Source organism: Franconibacter helveticus LMG 23732 (genome assembly GCF_000463115.2).
Taxonomy (GTDB): Bacteria; Pseudomonadota; Gammaproteobacteria; order Enterobacterales; family Enterobacteriaceae; genus Franconibacter; species Franconibacter helveticus.
The window spans coordinates 178,028-202,378 of sequence record NZ_AWFX01000038.1 but is presented as its reverse complement, the minus strand read 5'-3'; the positions used below and the strand labels follow the sequence as shown (position 1 = coordinate 202,378).

General features: G+C 54.2%; 23 protein-coding genes. 22 read left to right on the top strand and 1 reads right to left on the bottom strand.

Translation table 11 applies throughout. The features are described from left to right. Positions 1–144 precede the first annotated feature (144 nt). Both ravA and viaA read left to right on the top strand, forming a co-directional pair. A complete protein-coding gene (gene ravA / locus DW56_RS09940; protein WP_024561927.1) occupies positions 145–1,641 on the top strand; it encodes an ATPase RavA in 1,497 nt (498 codons plus the stop codon). After that, a complete protein-coding gene (viaA, locus tag DW56_RS09935; protein WP_024555007.1) occupies positions 1,635–3,086 on the top strand; it encodes an ATPase RavA stimulator ViaA in 1,452 nt (483 codons plus the stop codon). Before ravA ends, viaA begins: the two co-directional genes overlap by 7 nt. Before the next feature lie 3 nt (positions 3,087–3,089). Here viaA and asnA read toward each other — a convergent pair whose 3' ends face one another. Then, positions 3,090–4,082, bottom strand: a complete 993-nt coding sequence (gene asnA, locus DW56_RS09930; protein WP_024555008.1) for an aspartate--ammonia ligase — start codon at positions 4,080–4,082, stop codon at positions 3,090–3,092. 153 nt (positions 4,083–4,235) lie between these two features. On the opposite strand from asnA, the gene asnC reads away from it, so the two are divergent. From asnC to pstB, 20 genes are all read left to right on the top strand, one after another. Next, on the top strand, positions 4,236–4,694 hold the full coding sequence (asnC, locus tag DW56_RS09925) for a transcriptional regulator AsnC (protein ID WP_024555009.1): 459 nt from the start codon (positions 4,236–4,238) through the stop codon (positions 4,692–4,694). 90 nt (positions 4,695–4,784) lie between these two features. Continuing rightward, positions 4,785–5,225, top strand: coding sequence for an FMN-binding protein MioC (gene mioC, locus DW56_RS09920; protein WP_024555010.1), 441 nt, complete (start codon positions 4,785–4,787; stop codon positions 5,223–5,225). Positions 5,226–5,605: 380 nt separating this feature from the next. Beyond that, positions 5,606–7,495 carry a tRNA uridine-5-carboxymethylaminomethyl(34) synthesis enzyme MnmG gene (mnmG, locus tag DW56_RS09915; protein ID WP_024555011.1) on the top strand — a complete coding sequence of 630 codons (1,890 nt, stop codon included), beginning with the start codon at positions 5,606–5,608 and terminating at the stop codon, positions 7,493–7,495. A 52-nt stretch (positions 7,496–7,547) separates the two neighbouring features. Continuing rightward, positions 7,548–8,171, top strand: a complete 624-nt coding sequence (rsmG, locus tag DW56_RS09910) for a 16S rRNA (guanine(527)-N(7))-methyltransferase RsmG (protein ID WP_024555012.1) — start codon at positions 7,548–7,550, stop codon at positions 8,169–8,171. Positions 8,172–8,785: 614 nt separating this feature from the next. Beyond that, entirely contained in the window at positions 8,786–9,166 is a 381-nt protein-coding gene (gene atpI, locus DW56_RS09905) for a F0F1 ATP synthase subunit I (protein WP_024555013.1), read from the top strand. An 8-nt stretch (positions 9,167–9,174) separates the two neighbouring features. Then, positions 9,175–9,993 (top strand): F0F1 ATP synthase subunit A, encoded by an 819-nt coding sequence (gene atpB / locus DW56_RS09900; RefSeq protein WP_024555014.1) that lies wholly within the window; start codon positions 9,175–9,177, stop codon positions 9,991–9,993. 51 nt (positions 9,994–10,044) lie between these two features. After that, on the top strand, positions 10,045–10,284 hold the full coding sequence (atpE, locus tag DW56_RS09895) for a F0F1 ATP synthase subunit C (protein WP_000429386.1): 240 nt from the start codon (positions 10,045–10,047) through the stop codon (positions 10,282–10,284). Between the two features lie 65 nt (positions 10,285–10,349). Next, positions 10,350–10,820: a F0F1 ATP synthase subunit B gene (gene atpF, locus DW56_RS09890; protein WP_024555015.1), complete on the top strand. Its 471-nt coding sequence runs from the start codon at positions 10,350–10,352 to the stop codon at positions 10,818–10,820. A gap of 14 nt (positions 10,821–10,834) precedes the next feature. Beyond that, positions 10,835–11,368, top strand: a complete 534-nt coding sequence (gene atpH / locus DW56_RS09885; RefSeq protein ID WP_024561928.1) for a F0F1 ATP synthase subunit delta — start codon at positions 10,835–10,837, stop codon at positions 11,366–11,368. A gap of 12 nt (positions 11,369–11,380) precedes the next feature. Further along, positions 11,381–12,922, top strand: a complete 1,542-nt coding sequence (gene atpA, locus DW56_RS09880) for a F0F1 ATP synthase subunit alpha (protein ID WP_024551308.1) — start codon at positions 11,381–11,383, stop codon at positions 12,920–12,922. A 50-nt stretch (positions 12,923–12,972) separates the two neighbouring features. Further along, positions 12,973–13,836: a F0F1 ATP synthase subunit gamma gene (gene atpG, locus DW56_RS09875; RefSeq protein ID WP_024551307.1), complete on the top strand. Its 864-nt coding sequence runs from the start codon at positions 12,973–12,975 to the stop codon at positions 13,834–13,836. Between the two features lie 26 nt (positions 13,837–13,862). Next, complete coding sequence (atpD, locus tag DW56_RS09870) at positions 13,863–15,245, top strand: F0F1 ATP synthase subunit beta (RefSeq protein WP_007677766.1); 1,383 nt, start codon at positions 13,863–13,865, stop codon at positions 15,243–15,245. 20 nt (positions 15,246–15,265) lie between these two features. Then, entirely contained in the window at positions 15,266–15,685 is a 420-nt protein-coding gene (locus DW56_RS09865; RefSeq protein WP_024551306.1) for a F0F1 ATP synthase subunit epsilon, read from the top strand. A gap of 516 nt (positions 15,686–16,201) precedes the next feature. Further along, entirely contained in the window at positions 16,202–17,572 is a 1,371-nt protein-coding gene (gene glmU / locus DW56_RS09860; RefSeq protein WP_024551305.1) for a bifunctional UDP-N-acetylglucosamine diphosphorylase/glucosamine-1-phosphate N-acetyltransferase GlmU, read from the top strand. A 181-nt stretch (positions 17,573–17,753) separates the two neighbouring features. Beyond that, positions 17,754–19,583 carry a glutamine--fructose-6-phosphate transaminase (isomerizing) gene (gene glmS / locus DW56_RS09855; RefSeq protein WP_024551304.1) on the top strand — a complete coding sequence of 610 codons (1,830 nt, stop codon included), beginning with the start codon at positions 17,754–17,756 and terminating at the stop codon, positions 19,581–19,583. Between the two features lie 83 nt (positions 19,584–19,666). Then, positions 19,667–20,281, top strand: coding sequence for a hypothetical protein (locus DW56_RS09850; protein WP_024551303.1), 615 nt, complete (start codon positions 19,667–19,669; stop codon positions 20,279–20,281). A gap of 270 nt (positions 20,282–20,551) precedes the next feature. Continuing rightward, positions 20,552–21,592 carry a phosphate ABC transporter substrate-binding protein PstS gene (gene pstS, locus DW56_RS09845; protein WP_024551302.1) on the top strand — a complete coding sequence of 347 codons (1,041 nt, stop codon included), beginning with the start codon at positions 20,552–20,554 and terminating at the stop codon, positions 21,590–21,592. Between the two features lie 69 nt (positions 21,593–21,661). Continuing rightward, positions 21,662–22,621: a phosphate ABC transporter permease PstC gene (pstC, locus tag DW56_RS09840; protein ID WP_024551301.1), complete on the top strand. Its 960-nt coding sequence runs from the start codon at positions 21,662–21,664 to the stop codon at positions 22,619–22,621. Continuing rightward, positions 22,621–23,514 carry a phosphate ABC transporter permease PstA gene (gene pstA, locus DW56_RS09835; protein ID WP_029697196.1) on the top strand — a complete coding sequence of 298 codons (894 nt, stop codon included), beginning with the start codon at positions 22,621–22,623 and terminating at the stop codon, positions 23,512–23,514. The genes pstC and pstA overlap by 1 nt, the downstream gene beginning before the upstream one ends. Positions 23,515–23,561: 47 nt before the next feature. Further along, positions 23,562–24,335: a phosphate ABC transporter ATP-binding protein PstB gene (pstB, locus tag DW56_RS09830; protein ID WP_024551299.1), complete on the top strand. Its 774-nt coding sequence runs from the start codon at positions 23,562–23,564 to the stop codon at positions 24,333–24,335. The last annotated feature ends 16 nt before the right edge of the window (positions 24,336–24,351 follow it).

Below are 24,351 nucleotides of genomic sequence, written 5' to 3'. Positions count from 1 at the left end.
TTAAAAAATCGTACCCCTAAATGGCGATGTCTTTATTTACATCAACCGGATTTAACCGAAGCATCAATCTATTATTAGCGAATAAGCGGAACGTTTATACTCGCCCTTTCATCGGATGGCAGCGTCTGGCTCAGAGTAACTATTATGGCTCAAACACATCTTCTGGCAGAAAGAATTTCACGACTCAGCGCAGCGCTGGAAAAGGGGCTGTTTGAGCGCAGCCACGCGATCCGTCTTTGCCTGCTGGCGGCGCTTAGCGGCGAAAGCGTGTTCCTGCTCGGGCCGCCCGGCATCGCAAAAAGCCTGATAGCCCGTCGCCTTAAATTCGCTTTCGAGCGCGCCCGCGCGTTTGAATACTTAATGACCCGCTTTTCAACCCCTGAAGAGGTATTTGGGCCGCTCTCCATTCAGGCGCTGAAAGATGAAGGGCGCTATGAGCGCCTGACGCAAGGCTACCTCCCGGAAGCGGAAATCGTTTTTCTTGATGAGATCTGGAAAGCAGGCCCGGCCATTCTTAATACGCTGCTGACCGCGATTAACGAACGCCGTTTTCGCAACGGCGCGCAGGAAGAGAAAATCCCCATGCGGCTGCTGGTCACCGCCTCTAACGAACTGCCGGAAGCCGACAGCAGCCTGGAGGCGCTTTATGACCGCATGCTTATCCGTCTGTGGCTCGATAAAGTGCAGGAGAAAAATAACTTCCGCGCCATGCTGGTTAGCCAGCAGGATGAGAATGAAAACCCGGTGCCGAAGGGGTTGCAGGTCACTGACGAAGAGTATGCGCGCTGGCAGCAAGAAATAGGCCAGGTCGCGCTGCCGGATAACGTCTTTGAACTCATCTTTATTTTGCGCCAGCAACTCGATGAGCTGCCGCAGGCGCCTTATGTTTCCGATCGCCGCTGGAAAAAAGCGATACGCCTCTTACAGGCCAGCGCCTTTTTTAGCGGCCGCGAGGCAGTGGCGCCAGTGGATCTTATCCTGCTGAAAGATTGCCTGTGGCACGACGTCAACGCCATGACGCTAATGCAGCAACAGATTGAAGCGCTGATGACCGGTCACGCCTGGCAGCAGCACGCGATGCTGACGAAGCTCGGCGCCATAGAGCAACGTCGGCTTCAGCTTCAGCAGCAGCAGAGCGACCAACAGGCGCTGACGGTCGTCAAAGCGGGCAGCATGTTCAGCCGTCGTCCGCATTACCAGCTCCCGGATGATTTGCAGGGCGATACCCTGACGCTGCTGCTGCAAAAACCGCTCAGGCTGCACGATATGGACGTGATTCATATTACCCTGGCGCGCGAAGCGCTGGACGCCTGGCTGCAAAAAGGCGGCGAGATCCGCGGTAAGCTCAACGGCATTGGCTTTGCCCAACCGCTTAACCTGGAAGTGGATAACCGTCAGCATGTCATTATCCGCGATATCAGCCTTCAGGGAACGGCGCTGGCGCTGCCGGGCGCGCAGGAGCAAGGCGTGCCGGAAGAGGTTAAGCAGCAGCTCGACGCGCTCGATAATGAATGGCATCAGCAACATACCCGCTTTAGCGAGCAGCAAAAGTGCCTTTTTATTCACAGCGACTGGCTCGGACGAATTGAAGCAAGCCTACAGGATGTGGGCGCGCAAATTAAACAGGCGCGACAATGCTGACTCTCGACACGCTCAACGTCATGCTGGCGGTGAGCGAAGGGGAGATGATAGAGGAGTTGATCCTCACCCTGCTGGCTTCGCCGCAACTGGCGCTCTTTTTTGAAAAGTTTCCGCGCCTTAAGCAGGCGATGACTCAGGACATTCCGCGCTGGCGCGAAACGCTTAAAGCGCGCCTGCGGGAAGCGCGCGTACCGCCCGAGCTGGAGCAGGAAGTTGTCTGCTATCAGCAAAGCCAGTTGCTCTCCACGACGCAATTTATCGTTAAGCTTCCGGAAACCCTTCGCCAGCTTAAGGCGGTAAATTCGCCTTTCGCCGCGCAAGCGGCGCAGCTGGTGGCGGAGAACACGATTTTTACGCCCGCGCTGCACACGCTTTTTCTTCAGCGCTGGCGCCTGAGCCTGGTTGTGCAGGTCACTACGCTTAACCAACAGTTGCTTGAGAATGAACGGGAGCAGTTGCTGACCGAGATGCAGGAGCGTCTGACCCTGAGCGGGCAGCTTGCGCCGGTATTGGCCGAAAATGACGCTTCCGCCGGCAGGCTATGGGATATGAGCGCCGGTAAGCTCAAGCGCGGCGATTATCAGCTTATCGTTAATTATGGCGAGTTTCTCGCGCAGCAGCCGGAGTTATTGCGGCTGGCAGAACAGCTGGGCCGTTCGCGTGAAGCGAAATCGGTGCCGAAGAACGATGCGCCGCTGGAAACATTTCGCACGCTGGTTCGTGAACCGGCAACGGTTCCGGAGCAGGTGGATGGCTTACAGCACAGCGATGATATTCTTCGCTTGTTGCCGCCGGAGCTGGCGACGCTCGGGTTGACGGAGCTTGAGTTCGATTTCTATCGCAGGCTGGCAGAGAAGCAACTGCTTACTTACCGGCTACAGGGAGATGCCTGGCGGGAGAAAGTCATGCAACGGCCCGTTACGCACAAAGATGTTGAAGAACAGCCGCGCGGTCCGTTTATTGTCTGTGTCGACACTTCCGGCTCAATGGGCGGTTTTAATGAGCAGTGCGCGAAAGCATTTTGCCTGGCGCTGATGCGCATTGCCCTCGCGGACAACCGGCGCTGCTTTATCATGCTTTTTTCCAGCGAAGTGGTGCGTTATGAGCTGGCGGGGCGAGACGGCATCGAACAGGCGATCCGCTTTTTAAGCCAGCGTTTTCGCGGCGGCACCGATCTCGCGAGCTGCTTTCGCGCCATTATCGAGAAAATGCACGGCGGTGAATGGCATGATGCTGACGCGGTCGTTATCTCAGACTTTATTGCTCAGCGCTTGCCGGATGACGTGGTGACTAAAGTAAAAGCGCTACAGAGGATTAACGAACATCGCTTTCATGCCGTGGCGATGTCAGCCCACGGCAAACCCGGCATTATGCGCATCTTTGATCATATCTGGCGCTTTGATACCGGGCTGCGCAGCCGCCTGCTCAGGCGCTGGCGGCGTTAAACCTTATAACAGACCGCTGACGCTTTCCTGCACTTCGGCAGGCCACACGCCGCACTGTACCTGACCGATATGCGGCAGCTGGAGAAGGAGCATGGTCAGACGCGACTGGCCGATGCCGCCGCCAATCGTCTGCGGCATTTCCCCTTTTAACAGCGACTGGTGCCATTCCAGCGCCAGCCTGTCTTCATCGCCCGTCAGCGCCAGCTGGCGTTTCAGCGCTTCGCCATCCACGCGAATGCCCATGGACGAAATTTCAAAAGCGTCTTCAAGCACAGGGTTCCAGACCAGAATATCGCCGTTCAGTCCGGCAAAGCCGCCTTCGCTCGCCGTTGTCCAGTCATCATAATCAGGCGCGCGAACGTCGTGGCGTTTGCCGTCGGCCAGCTTGCCGCCGATGCCGATAAGAAACACCGCGCCCAGCTCTCTGGTGATGGCGCGCTCGCGTCCTTTTGCATCCAGGCCCGGAAAGCGGCTTTGCAGCGTTTCGCTGTGAACAAAGTGGATCTGATCCGGTAAAGAAGGCTTCAGACCGAACTGCTCACTGACTGCCGCTTCTGTGGCTTTGATCGCCGCCCAGAGCGTTTCTACCGTCTGCTTCAGGGTGCCGAGATGACGTTCGCCGTCGCCCATTACGCGTTCCCAGTCCCACTGGTCCACATAAACCGAATGCACCGCAGAAAGACGGTCTTCATCCGGGCGCAGCGCTTTCATATGGGTATACAGCCCTTCACCGGCGCTGAAATCATGCTGGCCCAGCGTTTTGCGTTTCCATTTCGCCAGTGAATGCACGACCTCAAACTGCGCCTGCGGCAGCGTTTTCACCTTTACCTGCACCGCTTTTTCGCTGCCGGATAAGTTATCCTGCGTGCCATCTCCGAGGCGGCTTAAAATCGGCGCCTGCACTTCAATCAGGCCAAGCTTTTCCTCCAGCTGGCGTGAAAAGTGGGATTTAACGAAGCTGATCTGGCGTTGTTTAGCGATATAAGCGGTTTTCATTTTTTAGCGACTCCTGTGCGTCCAGTGCAGTGATTAAGCAACAGGAAGCGGGTGATATTCAATAATCAATAATAAAAAAGGCCATTACGGTTTTGTTTCGTTAAAATGAAGGCAGCCAAAATCAGGAATCTCTATTTGTCATAGGAAAAAGTGATGGAAAATTATCAGATCGATAATCTGGACCGCGGCATTCTGGAGGCGCTCATGGCAAATGCGCGCACCGCTTACGCAGAACTCGCCAAGCAATTCGGCGTTAGCCCTGGCACCATTCATGTGCGGGTTGAGAAGATGAAGCAGGCGGGCATTATTACCGGCGCGCGGATAGACGTCAGCCCGAAACAGCTTGGCTATGACGTGTGCTGCTTTATCGGCATTATTCTCAAGAGCGCGAAAGATTATCCCGCTGCGCTGGCAAAACTCGAGATTCTGGAAGAAGTAACGGAGGCTTATTACACCACAGGGCATTACAGCATCTTTATTAAGGTAATGTGCCGTTCTATTGACGCGCTGCAACAGGTACTTATCAACAAGATCCAAACAATTGATGAAATTCAGTCCACTGAGACATTGATCTCGCTGCAAAACCCGATCATGCGTACTATCCGCCCGTGAAGCGCTATTTCAATACCCATATTATCCACAGGTAGATCCCAGCCCGCGCACAGCGTACAATGCACGTCGTTTCACTAAAGGCGGGACACTATGGCAGACATTACCCTGATTAGCGGCAGCACCCTGGGCGGCGCAGAATACGTGGCCGAGCATCTGGCGGAAAAGCTGGAAGAAGCGAATGTTTCGACAGAAACGTTTCATGGGCCGCTGCTGGAAGACCTTAATAAAGAAGGCGTCTGGCTGGTGGTTAGCTCAACCCATGGCGCAGGCGATCTGCCGGATAACCTTCAGCCGCTTTACGATGAGCTGAACGAACAGCGCCCCGATCTGAGCAATTTACGCTACGGCGCTATCGGTATCGGCAGCCGCGAATATGACACCTTCTGTGGCGCCATTGAGAAAATAGATGAGCTGCTTACCGCTTGCGGTGCGAAACGCGTCGGCGATCTGCTGAAAATTAACATTCTCGATCACGACATTCCGGAAGATCCGGCCGAAATCTGGCTGGGATCCTGGAAAAATTTGCTCTAATTGCTATCACGATCAAATTTTTTCTGTGGATAAAGCTGCTGAAAAGCTTGGATCAAGCCGTAGTTATCCAAGGTATAACCGTTGTTTACTTTTTGAGTTGTGCATAACCCTCGTTTCTGATCCCAGCTTATACGGTGTGGGATCACCGATCATTCACAGCAAGCGATCCAGGATAACGTCTTGATCCTCATAGCAGGTTTTGCGTTATCCACAGGACAGGACGATCTTAATAAGAGATCACAGTAAAAAAGATCCCTATATAAAAGATCTTCTTTTTAATACCAACGATCCCGATGCTTTCTCGATACGCTAAAGTTGAGTAGAATCCACGGCCCGGGACATTCTCACCCTCATTCGCCACACCGCGAGGTTACACCACCATGTTTTATCCGGATCCTTTTGACGTCATTATCATTGGCGGGGGTCATGCAGGTACTGAGGCCGCGATGGCCGCTGCACGTATGGGTCAACAGACTCTGCTACTGACACACAATATCGACACGCTGGGGCAGATGTCCTGCAACCCGGCCATTGGCGGTATTGGTAAAGGACATCTGGTTAAGGAAGTGGACGCCCTCGGCGGGTTAATGGCAAAAGCGATCGATCAGGGCGGTATTCAGTTTAGGATACTAAACGCGAGCAAAGGCCCCGCTGTTCGCGCCACCCGCGCACAGGCCGACCGCGTGCTTTATAAACAGGCCGTACGCACTGCGCTTGAGAACCAGCCCAATCTGATGATCTTCCAGCAGGCCGTGGACGACCTGATCGTAGAAAACGATCGCGTTGTCGGCGCTGTGACGCAAATGGGCCTGAAGTTTCGCGCTAAAGCCGTGGTGCTGACTGTCGGCACTTTCCTTGACGGCAAAATCCATATCGGCCTCGATAATTACAGCGGCGGCCGCGCAGGCGACCCGCCATCCATCCCGCTGGCCCGTCGTCTGCGGGAATTGCCGCTGCGCGTAAATCGCCTGAAAACCGGTACGCCGCCGCGCATCGACGCCCGCACCATCGACTTCAGCGAGCTTGCGCAGCAGCACGGCGACAATCCGATGCCGGTCTTCTCGTTCATGGGATCGGCCTCGCAGCATCCGGCTCAGGTGCCTTGCTATATCACGCATACGAACGAGAAAACCCATGACGTGATCCGCAATAACCTCGATCGCAGCCCGATGTACGCCGGGATCATCGAAGGGATCGGTCCGCGCTACTGCCCTTCTATCGAAGATAAAGTGATGCGCTTCGCCGATCGCAACGCGCACCAAATCTTCCTGGAGCCAGAAGGGCTGACCAGCAATGAAATTTATCCGAACGGCATCTCCACCAGCCTGCCGTTCGATGTGCAGATGCAAATCGTCCGTTCCATGAAGGGAATGGAAAACGCGCGCATCGTGCGTCCGGGCTATGCGATTGAGTACGATTTCTTCGACCCGCGCGACCTGAAGCCGACGCTGGAAAGCAAATATATTCAGGGTTTGTTCTTTGCAGGACAAATCAACGGCACCACAGGCTACGAAGAAGCTGCCGCCCAGGGCCTGCTGGCAGGTCTGAACGCTGGCCGTTATTCCGCTGAAAAAGAGGGTTGGGCGCCGCGTCGCGATCAGGCTTATCTCGGCGTACTGGTTGACGATCTCTGCACTCTTGGCACGAAAGAGCCTTACCGTATGTTCACTTCCCGCGCGGAATATCGTTTGATGCTTCGCGAGGACAATGCCGACCTGCGCCTGACCGCCATCGGCCGCGAACTGGGCCTGGTGGATGACGAGCGCTGGGCGCGCTTCAATGAGAAGCTGGAAAGCATTGAGCGCGAGCGCCAGCGCCTTAAAGAAACCTGGGTGCACCCGGGGGCTGAAAACGTAGCAGAAGTGAATGCTCACTTAACCGCGCCGCTTTCCCGTGAAGCGAGTGGTGAAGACCTGCTGCGTCGTCCGGAAATGACTTACGAGCAGCTGGTAAAAATGAGTCATTTCGCCCCGGGCCTGGCTGATGTTCAGGCCGCCGAGCAGGTTGAGATTCAGGTCAAGTACGAAGGTTATATTGCTCGCCAGCAGGATGAGATTGAAAAGCAACAGCGCAATGAAAATACGCTTTTGCCGGCAACGCTTGACTACCGTCAGGTAAATGGCCTCTCCAATGAGGTTATCGCCAAGCTGAACGACCATAAACCGGCTTCAATCGGCCAGGCGTCCCGCATCTCCGGGATAACTCCAGCCGCTATCTCCATTCTGCTGGTCTGGCTGAAAAAACAAGGGCTGCTGCGCCGCAGCGCCTGAACGTGTTAAACATGGGCCAGCAACTGACTGGCCCTTTTTTTGGGATACCGTTGTGCTCAATTCACTCAATCGTCTGCTGGATGCTGCGGCTATTTCGCTGCCCGATCGCCAGAAAGAGCAGTTGCTGGCTTATGTGGAGATGCTGAACAAATGGAATAAGGCTTATAACCTGACATCCGTACGCGATCCGCAGGAAATGTTGGTGCGTCACATCCTGGACAGCATTGTCGTTGCGCCTTATCTGAAAGGAACGCGTTTTATTGATGTCGGCACGGGACCTGGCTTGCCAGGCATTCCGCTGGCTATAGTGATGCCGCAGGCGCATTTCACGCTGCTGGATAGCCTTGGCAAACGCGTTCGCTTTCTAAAGCAAGTGCAGCATGAGTTGAAGCTGGAAAATATCACGCCGGTACAAAGCCGCGTGGAGGCGTTCCCCGCTGAGCCGCCGTTTGATGGGGTTATCAGCCGCGCCTTCGCCTCATTGTCCGATATGGTGAACTGGTGCCATCATTTGCCGGCAGGGGAGGGGCGGTTTTACGCGTTAAAAGGATTGCGTCCTGATGATGAAATCGCCTCGCTTCCGGCAGGCTTTAGCGTTGATGAAATCGTGCCGCTCAGGGTACCGTCTCTGGAAGGCGAACGGCATCTGGTTACGATTAAACCAAACAATATTTAATTTTTATCAAAAAAAGTGGAAATAAGGATGTTTCCATTTTGTTAATTACAGCCTTAAAAACAGGCGATCGGCGTGTCGGAAGTTTTACCCTTTATTTACTGTGGCTTTTCTGTTTCTTAACGGCGCACGTTTTGTATGCCAATTTAAATAATCAACCGCGAAAATATCAGCCTGCTAAAAGTATGCTTTGGCAAAGTTTAAATGTTAAATTTTTGTCGCGGATGTCAATAAAAGGTTTTTATCGTGTTTTTCTCACTTTTATGAAATGGATAAAATAAAGTTAACCCATTTCAATAAGATAAGTGATTAACATTCTTAAATGAAATAAATTTCCCTGCCGGGGTAATGTTAAGAATGTGATCTAAAGCACGCTTTATTTGCCGTTATTACGCGCGTTACGTCAATTTCGCTTTTCACGCGGCCGTTTCATAAAAAGTGTGAAAAACGCTGTGCTGAAAATTATTTAAACATTTATTCACCTTTTAGCTACTTATTGTTTGAAATCACGAGGCCGCCCCGTATAATTTGAGCGCTTTTTGAAGCTTGACTCTGAGCTGCAAAGACAGTTTTATACGACACGCGACATACCTCAAAGGGAGCAGGAGTAAAATCTTATGACGGTGTCGCTTTTGAGTAGAAACGTTGCTCGCAAGCTTCTGTTCATTCAACTTCTGGCGGTGATAGCAATCGGATTGCTGTTTTGCCTCAAAGCCCCCTTCTGGGGCGCTTCCGCGATAAGCGGAGGTCTGGCGGTTTTGCTGCCAAACATGTTTTTTATGATTTTTGCCTGGCGCCATCAGGCGCAACCACCCGCTCAGGGCCGTGTGGCCTGGTCATTCGCTCTCGGCGAGGCGATTAAGGTGATTGTGACCTTTACTTTGCTGGTGGTGGCGCTGGCGGTATTCAAAGCGGAATTTGTACCGCTCATAGTGACGTGGGTTTCGGTGCTGGTGGTTCAGATACTGGCGCCAGCTGTAATCAACAACAAAGGGTAAGAGGCATCATGTCTGCAGGAGAAATCTCGACGCCGCAGGAGTATATAGGTCACCATCTGAATAACCTTCAGATTGACCTGCGTACCTTCTCGCTGGTGGATCCGCATAACCCCCCGGCCACCTTCTGGACGCTCAACATCGACTCCATGTTCTTCTCTGTGGTGCTCGGTCTGTTGTTTCTGGTGCTGTTTCGCAAAGTCGCTAAAAATGCGACCAGCGGCGTACCGGGTAAATTCCAGACGGCGGTAGAGCTGGTCATCGGCTTCGTGCATGGTAGCGTGAAAGACATGTACCATGGCAAAAGCAAGCTGATTGCCCCGCTGGCCCTGACGATTTTCGTCTGGGTATTCCTGATGAACCTGATGGATTTACTGCCAATCGACCTGCTGCCGTACATCGGCGAGCACGTGTTCGGCTTGCCTGCGCTGCGCGTGGTGCCGTCTGCTGACGTGAACATCACCCTGTCCATGGCGCTTGGCGTGTTTATCCTCATTCTGTTCTACAGCATCAAAATGAAAGGCATCGGCGGCTTCACGAAAGAGTTGACGCTTCAGCCGTTCAATCACTGGGCGTTCATTCCGGTCAACTTGATCCTGGAAGGCGTGAGCCTGCTGTCCAAGCCGGTTTCTCTCGGTCTGCGACTGTTCGGCAACATGTATGCCGGTGAGCTGATTTTCATTCTGATTGCTGGTCTGCTGCCGTGGTGGTCGCAATGGTTGTTGAACGTGCCCTGGGCAATTTTCCACATCCTGATCATTACACTGCAAGCCTTCATCTTCATGGTTCTGACGATCGTCTATCTGTCGATGGCGTCTGAAGAGCATTGATTTTTTAACTCAACACTACTGCGTTTTAACTGAAACAAACTGGAGACTGTCATGGAAAACCTGAATATGGATCTGCTGTACATGGCTGCCGCTGTGATGATGGGTCTGGCGGCAATCGGTGCTGCGATCGGTATCGGCATCCTCGGGGGTAAATTCCTGGAAGGCGCTGCGCGCCAGCCTGATCTGATTCCTCTGCTGCGTACTCAGTTCTTTATCGTAATGGGTCTGGTGGATGCTATCCCGATGATCGCTGTGGGTCTGGGTCTGTACGTGATGTTCGCTGTCGCGTAGTAAACGAAGTTGTCTGGCACTAACGGGCAATATCAGAACATTAACCAGATAAGAGGCATTGTGCTGTGAATCTTAACGCAACAATCCTCGGCCAGGCCATCGCGTTTGTCCTGTTCGTTCTGTTCTGCATGAAGTATGTATGGCCGCCTTTAATGGCTGCCATCGAAAAGCGTCAAAAAGAAATTGCTGACGGCCTTGCTTCTGCTGAACGAGCTAAAAAGGATTTGGACCTTGCACAGGCCAACGCGACCGACCAGCTGAAAAAAGCGAAGGCGGAAGCTCAGGTAATCATCGAGCAGGCGAACAAACGCCGCGCGCAGATCCTGGACGAAGCCAAAGCTGAAGCAGAGCAGGAACGTAACAAAATCGTCGCGCAGGCGCAGGCTGAAATCGAAGCCGAACGCAAACGCGCACGCGAAGAGCTGCGTAAGCAAGTCGCTACGCTGGCTGTTGCTGGCGCCGAGAAGATCATCGAACGTTCCGTGGATGAAGCTGCTAACAGCGACATCGTGGATAAACTTGTCGCTGAACTGTAAGGAGGGAGGGGCTGATGTCTGAATTTGTAACGGTAGCTCGCCCCTACGCCAAAGCAGCTTTTGACTTTGCCGTCGAACACCAGAGCATCGACCGCTGGCAGAACATGCTGGCGTTTGCCGCTGAGGTGGCTAAAAACGAACAAATGGCAGAGCTTCTCTCCGGCGCCGTGGCGCCGGAAACGCTCGCTAAGTCGTTTATCGCAATTTGCGGTGACCAGCTGGACGAAAATGGCCAGAACCTGATTCGGGTGATGGCGGAAAACGGTCGTCTGAAGGTCCTTCCTGATGTTCTTGAGCAGTTCATGCAACTGCGCGCAGCCCTTGAGGCTATCGTTGAGGTGGATGTCACCTCAGCCAGCGCGTTAAGCGACGAACAGCTTGCGAAAATCAGCGCCGCGATGGAAAAACGTCTGTCACGCAAAGTTAAGCTGAATTGCAAAATCGATAAGTCTGTAATGGCAGGCGTCATCATCCGTGCGGGTGATATGGTCATTGATGGCAGCGTGCGCGGCCGTCTTGAGCGCCTTGCAGACGTCTTGCAGTCTTAAGGGGACTGGAGCATGCAACTGAATTCCACCGAAATCAGCGAACTGATCAAGCAGCGCATTGCTCAGTTCAATGTTGTGAGCGAAGCTCATAACGAAGGTACTATTGTTTCTGTAAGTGACGGTGTTATCCGCATTCACGGCCTGGCCGATTGTATGCAGGGTGAAATGATCTCCCTGCCGGGTAACCGTTACGCTATCGCACTGAACCTGGAGCGCGACTCCGTAGGTGCGGTAGTTATGGGTCCTTACTCTGACCTCGCCGAAGGCATGAAGGTTAAGTGTACTGGCCGTATTCTTGAAGTGCCGGTTGGCCGTGGCCTGCTCGGTCGCGTGGTTAACACCCTCGGCGCGCCGATCGACGGCAAAGGTCCGGTTGAACACGATGGCTTCTCGCCAATCGAAGTTATCGCACCGGGCGTTATCGATCGTCAGTCCGTAGACCAGCCTGTACAGACCGGTTACAAATCTGTCGACGCCATGATTCCAATCGGCCGCGGCCAGCGTGAGCTGATCATCGGCGACCGTCAGACCGGTAAAACCGCAATGGCTATCGACGCCATCATCAACCAGCGCGATTCCGGTATCAAATGCGTGTACGTGGCTATCGGTCAGAAAGCGTCCACCATTTCTAACGTGGTTCGTAAACTGGAAGAGCATGGCGCGCTGTCCAACACTATCGTTGTGGTCGCTACCGCTTCTGAATCTGCTGCGCTGCAATATCTGGCGCCGTATGCCGGTTGCGCAATGGGCGAATACTTCCGCGACCGCGGCGAAGACGCGCTGATTGTTTACGATGACCTGTCTAAACAGGCTGTCGCTTACCGTCAGGTTTCTCTGCTGCTCCGTCGTCCGCCGGGACGTGAAGCATTCCCGGGCGACGTGTTCTACCTCCACTCCCGTCTGCTGGAGCGCGCATCCCGCGTTAACGCGGAATACGTAGAGAACTTCACGAAAGGTGAAGTGAAAGGTAAAACCGGCTCCCTGACCGCGCTGCCGATCATCGAAACCCAGGCGGGTGACGTTTCCGCATTCGTTCCGACCAACGTAATTTCCATTACCGATGGTCAGATCTTCCTGGAAACCAACCTGTTTAACTCCGGTATTCGTCCGGCGGTTAACCCGGGTATCTCCGTATCTCGTGTGGGCGGTGCTGCTCAGACCAAGATCATCAAGAAACTGTCCGGTGGTATTCGTACCGCGCTGGCGCAGTATCGTGAACTGGCGGCGTTCTCTCAGTTCGCCTCCGATCTGGACGAAGCAACCCGTAAGCAGCTGAGCCATGGTCAGAAAGTAACTGAACTGCTCAAGCAGAAACAGTATGCGCCGATGTCTGTTGCACAGCAGGGCCTGGTACTGTTCGCGGCGGAACGCGGTTACCTCGAAGATGTGGAACTGGCGAAAATCGGTAGCTTTGAAGCCGCTCTGCTGGCTTACGCTGATCGTGACCACGCTCCGCTGATGCAAGAGATTAACCAGAACGGTGGCTATAACGATGAGATCGAAGGCAAGCTGAAAAGCCTCCTCGACTCCTTTAAAGCAACCCAGTCCTGGTAACGTCTGGCGGCTTGCTGTAAAGCAAGCCGCAAGGCATTGAGGAGAAGCTCATGGCCGGCGCAAAAGAGATACGTAGTAAGATCGCAAGCGTCCAGAACACGCAAAAGATCACTAAAGCGATGGAGATGGTCGCCGCTTCCAAAATGCGTAAATCGCAGGATCGCATGGCGGCCAGCCGTCCTTATGCAGATACCATGCGCAAAGTGATTAGTCACCTTGCTACCGGTAATCTGGAATATAAGCACCCTTACCTGGAAGAACGCGACGTTAAACGCGTGGGCTACCTGGTGGTGTCTACCGACCGTGGTCTGTGCGGTGGTTTGAACATTAACCTGTTCAAAAAACTGCTGGCGGATATGAAAGCATGGTCCGATAAAGGCGTTCAGTGCGACCTCGCAATGATCGGCTCCAAGGGCGTTTCTTTCTTCAATTCCGTAGGCGGCAACATTGTCGCTCAGGTGACCGGCATGGGGGATAACCCTTCCCTGTCCGAACTGATCGGCCCGGTTAAAGTGATGTTGCAGGCCTACGATGAAGGTCGTCTGGACAAGCTTTACGTTGTCAGCAACAAATTTATTAACACCATGTCTCAGGCTCCAACCATCACTCAGCTGCTGCCGTTACCGGCGTCAGAAGATGAAGAGTTGAAACGCAAATCCTGGGATTACCTGTATGAACCCGACCCGAAAGCGCTGCTGGATACCCTGCTGCGTCGTTATGTGGAATCGCAGGTTTATCAGGGCGTGGTTGAAAACCTGGCCAGCGAGCAGGCCGCACGAATGGTGGCGATGAAAGCCGCAACCGATAATGGCGGCAGCCTGATTAAAGAGCTGCAGTTGGTATACAACAAAGCTCGTCAGGCCAGCATTACTCAGGAACTCACCGAGATCGTCTCGGGGGCCGCCGCGGTTTAACCAGGTTATTTCGTAGAGGATTCAAGATGGCTACTGGAAAGATTGTCCAGGTAATCGGCGCCGTGGTGGACGTCGAGTTCCCTCAGGATGCCGTACCGAAGGTGTACGACGCCCTTGAGGTAACAAATGGTAATGAGCGTCTGGTGCTGGAAGTACAGCAGCAGCTCGGCGGCGGTATCGTACGTACCATCGCGATGGGTTCTTCCGACGGCCTGCGCCGCGGTCTGCCGGTTGCAGACCTCGAGCACCCGATCGAAGTCCCGGTAGGTAAAGCGACCCTCGGCCGTATCATGAACGTGCTGGGTCAGCCGATCGACATGAAAGGCGATATCGGCGAAGAAGAGCGTTGGGCTATTCACCGCGCGGCGCCTTCCTATGAAGAGCTCTCCAGCTCTCAGGAACTGCTGGAAACCGGCATCAAAGTTATCGACCTGATGTGTCCATTCGCTAAGGGCGGTAAAGTTGGTCTGTTCGGTGGTGCGGGCGTAGGTAAAACCGTAAACATGATGGAGCTTATCCGTAACATCGCGATCGAGCACTCCGGTTACTCCGTGTTTGCAGGCGTGGGTGAGCGTACCCGTGAAGGTAACGACTTCTACCACGAAATGACCGACTCCAACGTTCTGGATAAAGTATCCCTGGTTTACGGCCAGATGAACGAGCCGCCGGGAAACCGTCTGCGCGTTGCGCTGACTGGCCTGACCATGGCTGAGAAATTCCGTGACGAAGGTCGTGACGTACTGCTGTTCGTCGACAACATCTATCGTTACACCCTGGCCGGTACGGAAGTATCCGCACTGCTGGGTCGTATGCCTTCAGCGGTAGGTTATCAGCCGACGCTGGCGGAAGAGATGGGCGTTCTGCAAGAGCGTATCACCTCCACCAAAACTGGTTCTATCACCTCCGTACAGGCGGTATACGTACCGGCGGATGACTTGACTGACCCGTCTCCGGCAACCACCTTTGCGCACCTTGACGCAACCGTGGTACTGAGCCGTCAGATCGCATCTCTCGGTATCTACCCGGCCGTTGACCCGCTGGACTCCACCAGCCGTCAGCTGGACCCGCTGGTCGTAGGCCAGGAGCACTATGATACCGCTCGCGGCGTGCAGTCTATTTTGCAGCGTTATCAGGAGCTGAAAGACATCATCGCCATCCTCGGTATGGACGAACTGTCTGAAGAAGACAAACTGGTGGTAGCTCGCGCGCGTAAAATCCAGCGCTTCCTGTCCCAGCCGTTCTTCGTAGCGGAAGTGTTCACCGGTTCTCCGGGTAAATACGTATCGCTGAAAGACACTATCCGTGGCTTTAAAGGCATCATGGAAGGCGAATACGACCATCTGCCGGAGCAGGCGTTCTACATGGTTGGCTCTATCGACGAAGCCGTGGAAAAAGCCAAAAAACTTTAACGCCTTAATCGGAGGGTGATATGGCAATGACTTACCACCTGGACGTCGTCAGCGCAGAACAGCAGATGTTTTCTGGTCTGGTTGAGAAAATCCAGGTTACGGGCAGTGAAGGTGAACTGGGTATCTACCCGGGTCACGCCCCGCTGCTCACCGCCATTAAGCCTGGTATGATCCGCATCGTGAAACAGCACGGCCACGAAGAGTTTATCTATCTCTCCGGCGGCGTGCTGGAAGTGCAACCGGGCAACGTAACCGTGCTCGCGGACACCGCGATTCGTGGCCAGGATCTCGACGAAGCGCGAGCCCTGGAATCGAAGCGTAAGGCGGAAGAGCATATTCGTAGTTCCCACGGCGACGTGGACTACGCTCAGGCTTCTGCTGAACTGGCTAAAGCGATCGCCAAACTGCGCGTTATCGAGTTGACCAAAAAAGCGATGTAACACCGGCTTGAAAGTGAAAATGCCAGTCTGATGACTGGCATTTTTTTTATCTGAATATTATCGCCGCACTCTGTGGCTGGTTATTTATTATACTTTCTCTACACCCATACTCGCCTCGTTCACAGCAAATCTTTGTATTTCAACTGTGTGACTAGTTCATTCGGATGATTGATCAAATAGTGTGGTCTGCCAGACTCAAAACGCTTCAGAAATGAAGGCGCAAAGCAGAGCCTTATACCCGCTGACAGCACAAAATATAAAAATGTCATGGAAAACGCGCAGGCGAACAGCTGCTTTATTTTATAAATGAAAAAACTATTAACCAACTGATTGTTATTTAGTTTCTTCGTGTTTAGCCAGCAAAAACCCCATTTTGCGGTACTTTTATAAACCCGGATGCGTTAAGCGAGTGGAAAAACGCAGGATTTAACAACGATCCTTTTTATGCTGAAAAATATGTAGAATTTTCATTATCAACTCGCTTTACTTCATTCACTTTTAAAAGTCAGGACAGATATGTCAAACAGTGCGATGAGCGTGGTGATCCTTGCAGCAGGCAAAGGCACCCGCATGTATTCCGACCTTCCGAAGGTGCTGCATCAACTGGCCGGCAAAGCCATGGTGCAGCATGTTATCGACGCGGCTAAACAGGTAGGCGCGCAGCGCGTACATCTGGTTTATGGTCATGGCGGCGAACTGCTTAAGCAAACGCTTCGCGACGACTCGCTGAACTGGGTATTGCAGGCGGAGCAACTGGGTACCGGCCATGCTATGCAACAGGCGGCGCCGTTCTTTAATGACGATGAAGACGTTCTGATGCTCTACGGCGATGTGCCGCTCATCAGCGTGGAAACGCTTGGGCGTCTGCGCGCTGCCAAACCGCAGGGCGGCATCGGTCTGTTGACGGTTAAGCTTGACGATCCCACAGGCTATGGCCGTATTACCCGCGAGAACGGCACCGTAACCGGCATCGTTGAACATAAAGATGCCAGCGATGAACAGCGCCTTATTAATGAAATCAATACCGGTATTCTGGTCGCAAATGGCGCGGATCTGAAACGCTGGCTGGCGAAGCTGAATAACAATAATGCCCAGGGTGAATACTACATCACCGACATTATCGCCATGGCCCATCAGGAAGGGCGAGAAATCGCCGCGGTGCATCCGGAGCGCTTAAGCGAAGTGGAAGGGGTTAACAACCGTCTGCAACTGGCGCGCCTGGAACGTGTTTATCAGGCCGAGCAGGCAGAGAAGCTGCTGCTGGCGGGAGTCATGTTGCGCGATCCGGCGCGTTTCGACCTGCGCGGCGAGCTGGAACATGGTCGCGATGTAGAAATCGACGTTAACGTCGTGATCGAAGGCCGCGTCACCCTTGGCAACCGCGTGAAAATCGGCGCAGGCTGCGTCATCAAAAACAGCATCATCGGCGATGATTGCGAAATCAGCCCTTACACCGTGGTGGAAGAGGCCCGCCTTGACTCCGCCTGCACCATCGGCCCGTTTGCACGTCTTCGTCCTGGCGCTGAGCTTGAAGAGGGCGCGCACGTCGGCAACTTTGTCGAAATGAAAAAAGCGCGCCTGGGCAAAGGTTCCAAGGCGGGTCATCTGACTTATCTTGGCGATGCGGAAATCGGCGCCAATGTAAACATTGGCGCGGGTACCATCACCTGTAACTACGATGGCGCGAACAAACATAAAACCCTTATCGGCGATGACGTCTTTGTCGGCTCCGATACGCAGCTGGTGGCGCCTGTCAGCGTAGCGCGCGGCGCCACTATCGGCGCGGGCACGACGGTAACGCGTGATATCGCTGAAGATGAACTGGTCATAAGCCGCGTGAAACAGACCCATATTCAGGGCTGGCAGCGTCCGGTGAAGAAGAAGTAGTTCTCCGCGTCCTTCGGGAAGCGGTTTGGGCAGAGGGGCACATAATAAATCGCCCCCGCCCGCATCCCTTAAGGGATAAATAATAATAACCCCACTCTCTACAAGGCTCGGGGCGCCCAAAAAGGGCATAACAGGTCGTCGACAACGTATGGCGAAAAGCCATAATCAGGAACCATAAACTATGTGTGGAATTGTTGGCGCAGTCGCGCAACGTGATATTGCTGAAATCTTGCTCGAAGGCTTACGTCGTCTGGAATACCGCGGTTATGACTCTGCGGGTCTGGCGGTGGTTGACAGCGAAGGGCATATGACTCGCCTGCGTCGCCTTGGCAAAGTCCAGATGCTGGCTCAGGCGGCGGAAGAACAGCCGCTGCGTGGCGGCACCGGTATTGCTCACACCCGCTGGGCAACGCATGGCGAGCCTTCTGAAGGCAATGCGCACCCGCATGTTTCCGGCCACATCGTGGTCGTGCATAACGGCATTATCGAAAACCATGAACCGCTGCGCGAAGAATTAAAATCCCGCGGCTACGAATTTATCTCCGAGACAGACACCGAAGTTATCGCTCACCTGGTGCACTGGGAGCTGGAGAAAGGCGGTACGCTGCGTGAAGCCGTACTGCGCGCTATCCCTCAACTGCGCGGCGCTTACGGCACCGTTATCATGGACAGCCGCGACCCGAGCGTGCTGCTGGCTGCCCGCTCCGGCAGCCCGCTGGTCATTGGTCTTGGCATGGGCGAAAACTTTATTGCTTCCGACCAGCTGGCGCTGCTGCCGGTAACGCGTCGCTTCATCTTCCTGGAAGAGGGCGACATTGCCGAAGTAACGCGCCGTACTGTAACCGTGTTCGAGAAATCGGGCGATCAGGTCACCCGCGAAGAAATTGAATCTAACCTGCAATACGATGCGGGCGATAAAGGCGTTTATCGTCACTATATGCAGAAAGAGATTTATGAGCAGCCGAACGCCATTAAGAGCACCCTGACCGGGCGCATCAATCATGGCGAAGTGGATCTCAGCGAGCTGGGTCCTGACGCGAACAATCTGCTCTCTCAGGTTGAGCATATTCAGATTGTCGCCTGCGGCACCTCTTACAACTCCGGTATGGTTTCCCGTTACTGGTTTGAATCGCTGGCTGGCGTGCCGTGTGATGTCGAAATCGCGTCTGAATTCCGCTACCGGAAGTCTGCGGTTCGCCGCAACAGCCTGATGATCACCCTTTCGCAATCCGGCGAAACGGCGGATACGCTGGCAGCGCTGCGTCTGTCAAAAGAGCTGGGTTATCTTGGTTCGCTCGCCATCTGTAACGTGCCAGGCTCCTCTCTGGTGCGTGAGTCCGATCTGGCGATGATGACCAAAGCGGGCACCGAAATCGGCGTTGCCTCAACCAAAGCTTTTACCACCCAGTTAACCGTACTGCTGATGCTGGTGGCGAAACTGAGCCGTCTGAAAGGGCTGAGCGCCTCTATCGAGCAGGATATTGTTCATGGCCTCCAGGCGCTGCCTAACCGCATCGAACAGATGCTGGCTCAGGATAAACGCATCGAACAGCTTGCCGAAGGGTTCTCTGAGAAACACCACGCCCTGTTCCTGGGTCGCGGCGATCAATACCCTATCGCGCTGGAAGGGGCGCTGAAGCTCAAAGAGATCTCCTACATTCATGCGGAAGCTTATGCCGCAGGCGAGCTGAAACATGGCCCGCTGGCGCTTATCGATGCCGATATGCCGGTTATCGTGGTGGCGCCTAACAACGAACTGCTGGAAAAACTCAAGTCCAACATCGAAGAAGTACGCGCCCGTGGCGGCCAGCTGTATGTCTTCGCCGACCAGGACGCTGGTTTCACCAGCAGCGAAAACATGCACATCATTCCGATGCCGCATGTGGAAGAGGTGATTGCCCCGATTTTCTACACCGTGCCGCTGCAACTGCTGGCTTATCACGTCGCGCTTATCAAAGGCACCGACGTGGACCAGCCGCGTAACCTGGCGAAATCCGTAACGGTGGAATAAGCCTCCTTAACGCGTGTTATCCTGAAGAGGTTGCCGTCTGGCAACCTCTTCTTTTTTGGCTACCCCCTGGAAAATACGCTTTCATGTTTTTGCTTAAATGGATTTCCGGCTCGCGCTTTTATGCGCTTCTGGCCTTCAGCGCCAGCGTCGAGGACGATATCGCTCGCCGCAGGCTGCATCAGCTGAAGGAGAAAATGGCGCAGTGCAGCGAGGAGCCCAAATCCCGCTATTTCGGCGTCGCCTCTTTCTTTCATGTGCTGGTCGCCAGCACGTATGCTTTGTTTTTCAGCGCCATCGCGAACGTAGCGGCATTACGCCCAACTTTTTCAGCGATCTTCGTCATAGCTGGCTTCGCCTGGCTGCTCGTTTTAATGATCCCCACTTTTCTTATTGAAAAAGGAAGGCGCGTCGGGCTGGTTGCTTTGCTTTACAGCTGGTTTTTTCACCTGGCGCTCAGCCTGGCGACGCTGATTTATGGTCTTGGCTTTCTGCCGCTCTCGCGCATTTCCATACTGTGCTGGTGCGCCGGCGCGTTACTGGTGTGGCTTGCCTGGAAGGTGATAAACAGCCGGGAGATGAGTATCCTGGTGCGCTGGTGTTTGCGACTAAAAATGCGTCAGACGCTGATGCGACAGCTTCAGCGACGCTCTGTCAAAAAGCGCAGCAAGCCGCCTGCAATCCCTCAGAAAAGGCGTTAACGCTGGCGTAGAAAAATGACCAATCAGGATGAAAAACAGCCATCCTGCGCTATGTTTACCCTGTCATAAAAATAAAATTTACGCTTCATTTCTTTGTCATAAATTACTTTAATTGATTGATTTTTATGGTTATTACTTAAAGTAAATGCGTAAATTCCGCGCTGTCATAAAACTGTCATAATTCGTACATTTAACTGTCACCCAATTGTCCTATTTTGCAGAGCGTAGCCACTTAACAATGAATTACGTTTACCTCATGCAGGAGACATTATGAAAGTTATGCGTACCACCGTCGCAACCGTTGTCGCCGCGACCTTATCGATGAGCGCTTTCGCCGTTAACGCGGCTGCAAGCCTGACTGGCGCCGGTGCAACCTTCCCGGCGCCGGTGTATGCCAAGTGGGCTGACACTTATCAGAAATCCACCGGTAATAAGATTAACTACCAGGGGATCGGCTCTTCCGGCGGCGTGAAGCAAATCATCGCGAACACCGTGGATTTCGGTGCTTCCGATGCGCCGCTGTCTGACGAAAAACTACAGCAGGAAGGCCTCTTCCAGTTCCCGACCGTTATCGGCGGCGTGGTGCTGGCGGTTAACCTGCCGGGCTTCAAAGCGGGCGAACTGGTGCTTGATGGTAAAACCCTGGGCGATATCTACCTGGGCAAAATCAAGAAGTGGGATGACGAAGCCATCGCTAAGCTGAACCCGGGCAAAAAACTGCCTTCTCAGAATATCGCAGTGGTGCGTCGCGCTGACGGCTCCGGCACCTCTTTCGTTTTCACCAGCTACCTGGCGAAAGTGAACGAAGAGTGGAAATCCAAAATCGGCGCCGGCTCGACGGTTAACTGGCCGACCGGTCTTGGCGGTAAAGGCAACGACGGCATCGCCGCGTTCGTACAGCGTCTGCCTGGCTCTATCGGCTATGTGGAATACGCTTACGCCAAGCAGAACAACCTGACCTACACCAAACTGGTTTCTGCTGACGGCAAGCCGGTTGACCCGACCGAAGAGAACTTCTCCAACGCGGCGAAAGACGTGGACTGGAGCAAATCCTTCGCTCAGGACCTGACTAACCAGAAAGGCGAAAACGCGTGGCCGATTACCTCCACCACCTTCATCCTGGTTCACAAAGAGCAGAAGAAACCTGAGCAGGGCGCTGAAGTGCTGAAGTTCTTCGACTGGGCTTACAAAGAAGGCGCGAAACAGGCTAATGACCTGGACTACGCTTCTCTGCCGGACAGCGTGGTTGAGCAAGTTCGCGCAGCATGGAAGACCAACGTGAAGGACAGCAGCGGTAAAGCGTTGTACTAATTAGCATTACCTTTGTCCCGGAAGCCGGTAAAATTGCCGGCTTTCTGGGCTCAACTGAAAGAGTGAATTATGGCTGCCACAAAGCCTGTATTTAACCCTCCGGGGAAAAAAGGTGACATGATATTCAGCGCGCTGGTTCGTCTGGCTGCGCTGATTGTGCTTTTGCTGCTGGGCGGCATTATCGTCTCCCTTATCATCTCCTCCTGGCCAAGCATCCAGAAGTTCGGTTTCTCCTTCCTCTGGACCAAAGAATGGGATGCGCCGAACGATATCTACGGCGCGCTGGTGCCTATTTACGGCACGCTGGTGACCTCGTTTATCGCGCTGCTGATCGCGGTTCCCGTAAGCTTCGGCATTGCGCTGTTCCTGACGGAACTGGCTCCGGGCTGGCTCAAGCGTCCGCTCGGCATCGCCATTGAACTGCTGGCCGCTATCCCGAGTATCGTTTACGGCATGTGGGGCCTGTTTATTTTCGCGCCGCTGTTTGCGACTTACTTTCAGGAGCCGGTGGGCAACGTGCTTTCCGCCATCCCTTTTGTGGGCGCGCTCTTCTCCGGTCCGGCGTTCGGCATCGGCATTCTCGCGGCGGGCGTGATTCTCGCCATCATGATTATTCCTTACATCGCAGCGGTCATGCGCGATGTATTCGAGCAAACCCCGGTGATGATGAAAGAGTCAGCCTACGGCATCGGCTGCACCACTTGGGAAGTTATCTGGCGCATCGTGTTGCCGTTCACCAAAAACGGCGTAATCGGCGGCGTCATGCTCGGTCTTGGCCGCGCGCTGGGCGAAACCATGGCGGTGACGTTTATCATCGGCAACACCTACCAGCTCGACAGCCCCTCGCTCTATATGCCGGGCAACAGCATCACGTCGGCGCTGGCGAACGAATTCGCCGAAGCGGAGTCGGGCCTGCACGTGGCGGCGCTGATGGAGCTTGGCCTGATCCTCTTCGTCATCACCTTTATCGTGCTGGCGATTTCTAAAGTCATGATTATGCGTCTGGCGAAAAACGAGGGGGCACGATAATGGCGACGACTCTGGAACTGCAAACCTCGCAGGAGCTGGCGCAATCGCGCCGTAAAATGCAGGCGAAGCGCCGTACAAAAAACCGCATCGCGCTGACCTTGTCTATGGCCACCATGGCGTTCGGCCTGTTCTGGCTTATCTGGATCCTGTTCTCAACGGTAGTGCGCGGCTTTGACGGCATGTCGCTCGCCCTGTTCACCGAAATGACCCCGCCGCCAAATACGGCGGGCGGCGGTCTGGCGAACGCCCTGGCAGGCAGCGGGTTGCTTATTCTCTGGGCGACCGTTTTCGGTACGCCGCTTGGCATTATGGCGGGCATTTACCTGGCGGAATATGGCCGCAAATCCTGGCTTGCCGAGGTTATCCGCTTTATTAACGACATTCTGCTTTCCGCTCCTTCCATCGTGGTGGGTCTCTTCGTCTACACCATCGTGGTGGCGCAAATGGAGCACTTCTCCGGCTGGGCGGGCGTGATTGCGCTGGCGCTGTTGCAGGTGCCGATTGTTATCCGCACCACCGAGAACATGCTCAAGCTGGTGCCGGACAGCCTGCGCGAAGCGGCTTACGCGCTTGGCACACCGAAGTGGAAGATGATCTCCGCCATTACGCTGAAGGCGTCTGTTTCCGGCATTCTGACCGGCGTGCTGCTGGCGGTGGCGCGTATCGCGGGCGAAACTGCCCCGCTGCTCTTTACGGCGCTCTCTAACCAGTTCTGGAGCACCGACATGATGCAGCCTATCGCCAACCTGCCGGTGACCATTTTCAAATTCGCCATGAGCCCGTTTGCCGAGTGGCAGCAGCTTGCCTGGGCTGGCGTGCTGATTATTACGCTGTGCGTGCTGTTGCTGAATATCCTGGCACGCGTGCTGTTCGCTAAACGTAAACACGGTTAATTGATGCGGCGCGGCAAAACGCGGCGCCGGATAAGGAAAAGATTGCAATGAGTATGGTTGACACTACCCCGGGCAAAATTCAGGTTCGCGATTTGAACTTTTATTACGGGAAATTCCATGCCCTGAAAAACATCAGTCTGGATATCGCCAAAAATCAGGTAACGGCTTTTATCGGCCCGTCCGGCTGCGGTAAATCGACGCTGCTGCGCACCTTCAACAAAATGTTCGAGCTCTATCCGGAGCAGCGCGCAGAAGGCGAAATCCTGCTTGATGGCGAAAACATCCTTACGCACTCACAGGATATCGCCCTGCTGCGCGCTAAAGTCGGCATGGTATTCCAGAAGCCGACGCCGTTCCCGATGTCGATTTACGACAACATCGCCTTCGGCGTGCGCCTGTTTGAGAAGCTTTCCCGCGCGGAGATGGACGAACGCGTGCAGTGGGCTTTGACCAAGGCCGCATTGTGGAATGAAACCAAAGATAAACTGCACCAGAGCGGGTACTCTCTCTCCGGCGGTCAGCAGCAGCGCCTTTGCATCGCGCGCGGCATCGCCATCCGCCCGGACGTCTTGTTACTTGATGAGCCTTGCTCGGCGCTGGATCCTATCTCCACCGGGCGTATTGAAGAGCTTATCACCGAGCTTAAGCAGGACTATACGGTGGTCATCGTGACCCACAATATGCAGCAGGCGGCGCGCTGCTCGGATCACACGGCGTTTATGTATCTCGGCGAACTGATTGAGTTCAGCAATACGGACGATATCTTTACCAAGCCGAAGAAGAAACAGACTGAAGATTACATCACGGGTCGTTACGGCTGATATGCCCTGATATTTC

Bases quoted from the DNA above. Each gene is read 5' to 3' on its own strand.
- ravA (WP_024561927.1), top strand. From the start codon at position 145: ATGGCTCAAACACATCTTCTGGCAGAAAGAATTTCACGACTCAGCGCA.
- viaA (WP_024555007.1), top strand. From the start codon at position 1,635: ATGCTGACTCTCGACACGCTCAACGTCATGCTGGCGGTGAGCGAAGGG.
- asnA (WP_024555008.1), bottom strand. From the start codon at position 4,082: ATGAAAACCGCTTATATCGCTAAACAACGCCAGATCAGCTTCGTTAAA.
- asnC (WP_024555009.1), top strand. From the start codon at position 4,236: ATGGAAAATTATCAGATCGATAATCTGGACCGCGGCATTCTGGAGGCG.
- mioC (WP_024555010.1), top strand. From the start codon at position 4,785: ATGGCAGACATTACCCTGATTAGCGGCAGCACCCTGGGCGGCGCAGAA.
- mnmG (WP_024555011.1), top strand. From the start codon at position 5,606: ATGTTTTATCCGGATCCTTTTGACGTCATTATCATTGGCGGGGGTCAT.
- atpI (WP_024555013.1), top strand. From the start codon at position 8,786: ATGACGGTGTCGCTTTTGAGTAGAAACGTTGCTCGCAAGCTTCTGTTC.
- atpB (WP_024555014.1), top strand. From the start codon at position 9,175: ATGTCTGCAGGAGAAATCTCGACGCCGCAGGAGTATATAGGTCACCAT.
- atpE (WP_000429386.1), top strand. From the start codon at position 10,045: ATGGAAAACCTGAATATGGATCTGCTGTACATGGCTGCCGCTGTGATG.
- atpH (WP_024561928.1), top strand. From the start codon at position 10,835: ATGTCTGAATTTGTAACGGTAGCTCGCCCCTACGCCAAAGCAGCTTTT.
- atpA (WP_024551308.1), top strand. From the start codon at position 11,381: ATGCAACTGAATTCCACCGAAATCAGCGAACTGATCAAGCAGCGCATT.
- atpG (WP_024551307.1), top strand. From the start codon at position 12,973: ATGGCCGGCGCAAAAGAGATACGTAGTAAGATCGCAAGCGTCCAGAAC.
- atpD (WP_007677766.1), top strand. From the start codon at position 13,863: ATGGCTACTGGAAAGATTGTCCAGGTAATCGGCGCCGTGGTGGACGTC.
- DW56_RS09865 (WP_024551306.1), top strand. From the start codon at position 15,266: ATGGCAATGACTTACCACCTGGACGTCGTCAGCGCAGAACAGCAGATG.
- glmU (WP_024551305.1), top strand. From the start codon at position 16,202: ATGTCAAACAGTGCGATGAGCGTGGTGATCCTTGCAGCAGGCAAAGGC.
- glmS (WP_024551304.1), top strand. From the start codon at position 17,754: ATGTGTGGAATTGTTGGCGCAGTCGCGCAACGTGATATTGCTGAAATC.
- DW56_RS09850 (WP_024551303.1), top strand. From the start codon at position 19,667: ATGTTTTTGCTTAAATGGATTTCCGGCTCGCGCTTTTATGCGCTTCTG.
- pstS (WP_024551302.1), top strand. From the start codon at position 20,552: ATGAAAGTTATGCGTACCACCGTCGCAACCGTTGTCGCCGCGACCTTA.
- pstC (WP_024551301.1), top strand. From the start codon at position 21,662: ATGGCTGCCACAAAGCCTGTATTTAACCCTCCGGGGAAAAAAGGTGAC.
- pstA (WP_029697196.1), top strand. From the start codon at position 22,621: ATGGCGACGACTCTGGAACTGCAAACCTCGCAGGAGCTGGCGCAATCG.
- pstB (WP_024551299.1), top strand. From the start codon at position 23,562: ATGAGTATGGTTGACACTACCCCGGGCAAAATTCAGGTTCGCGATTTG.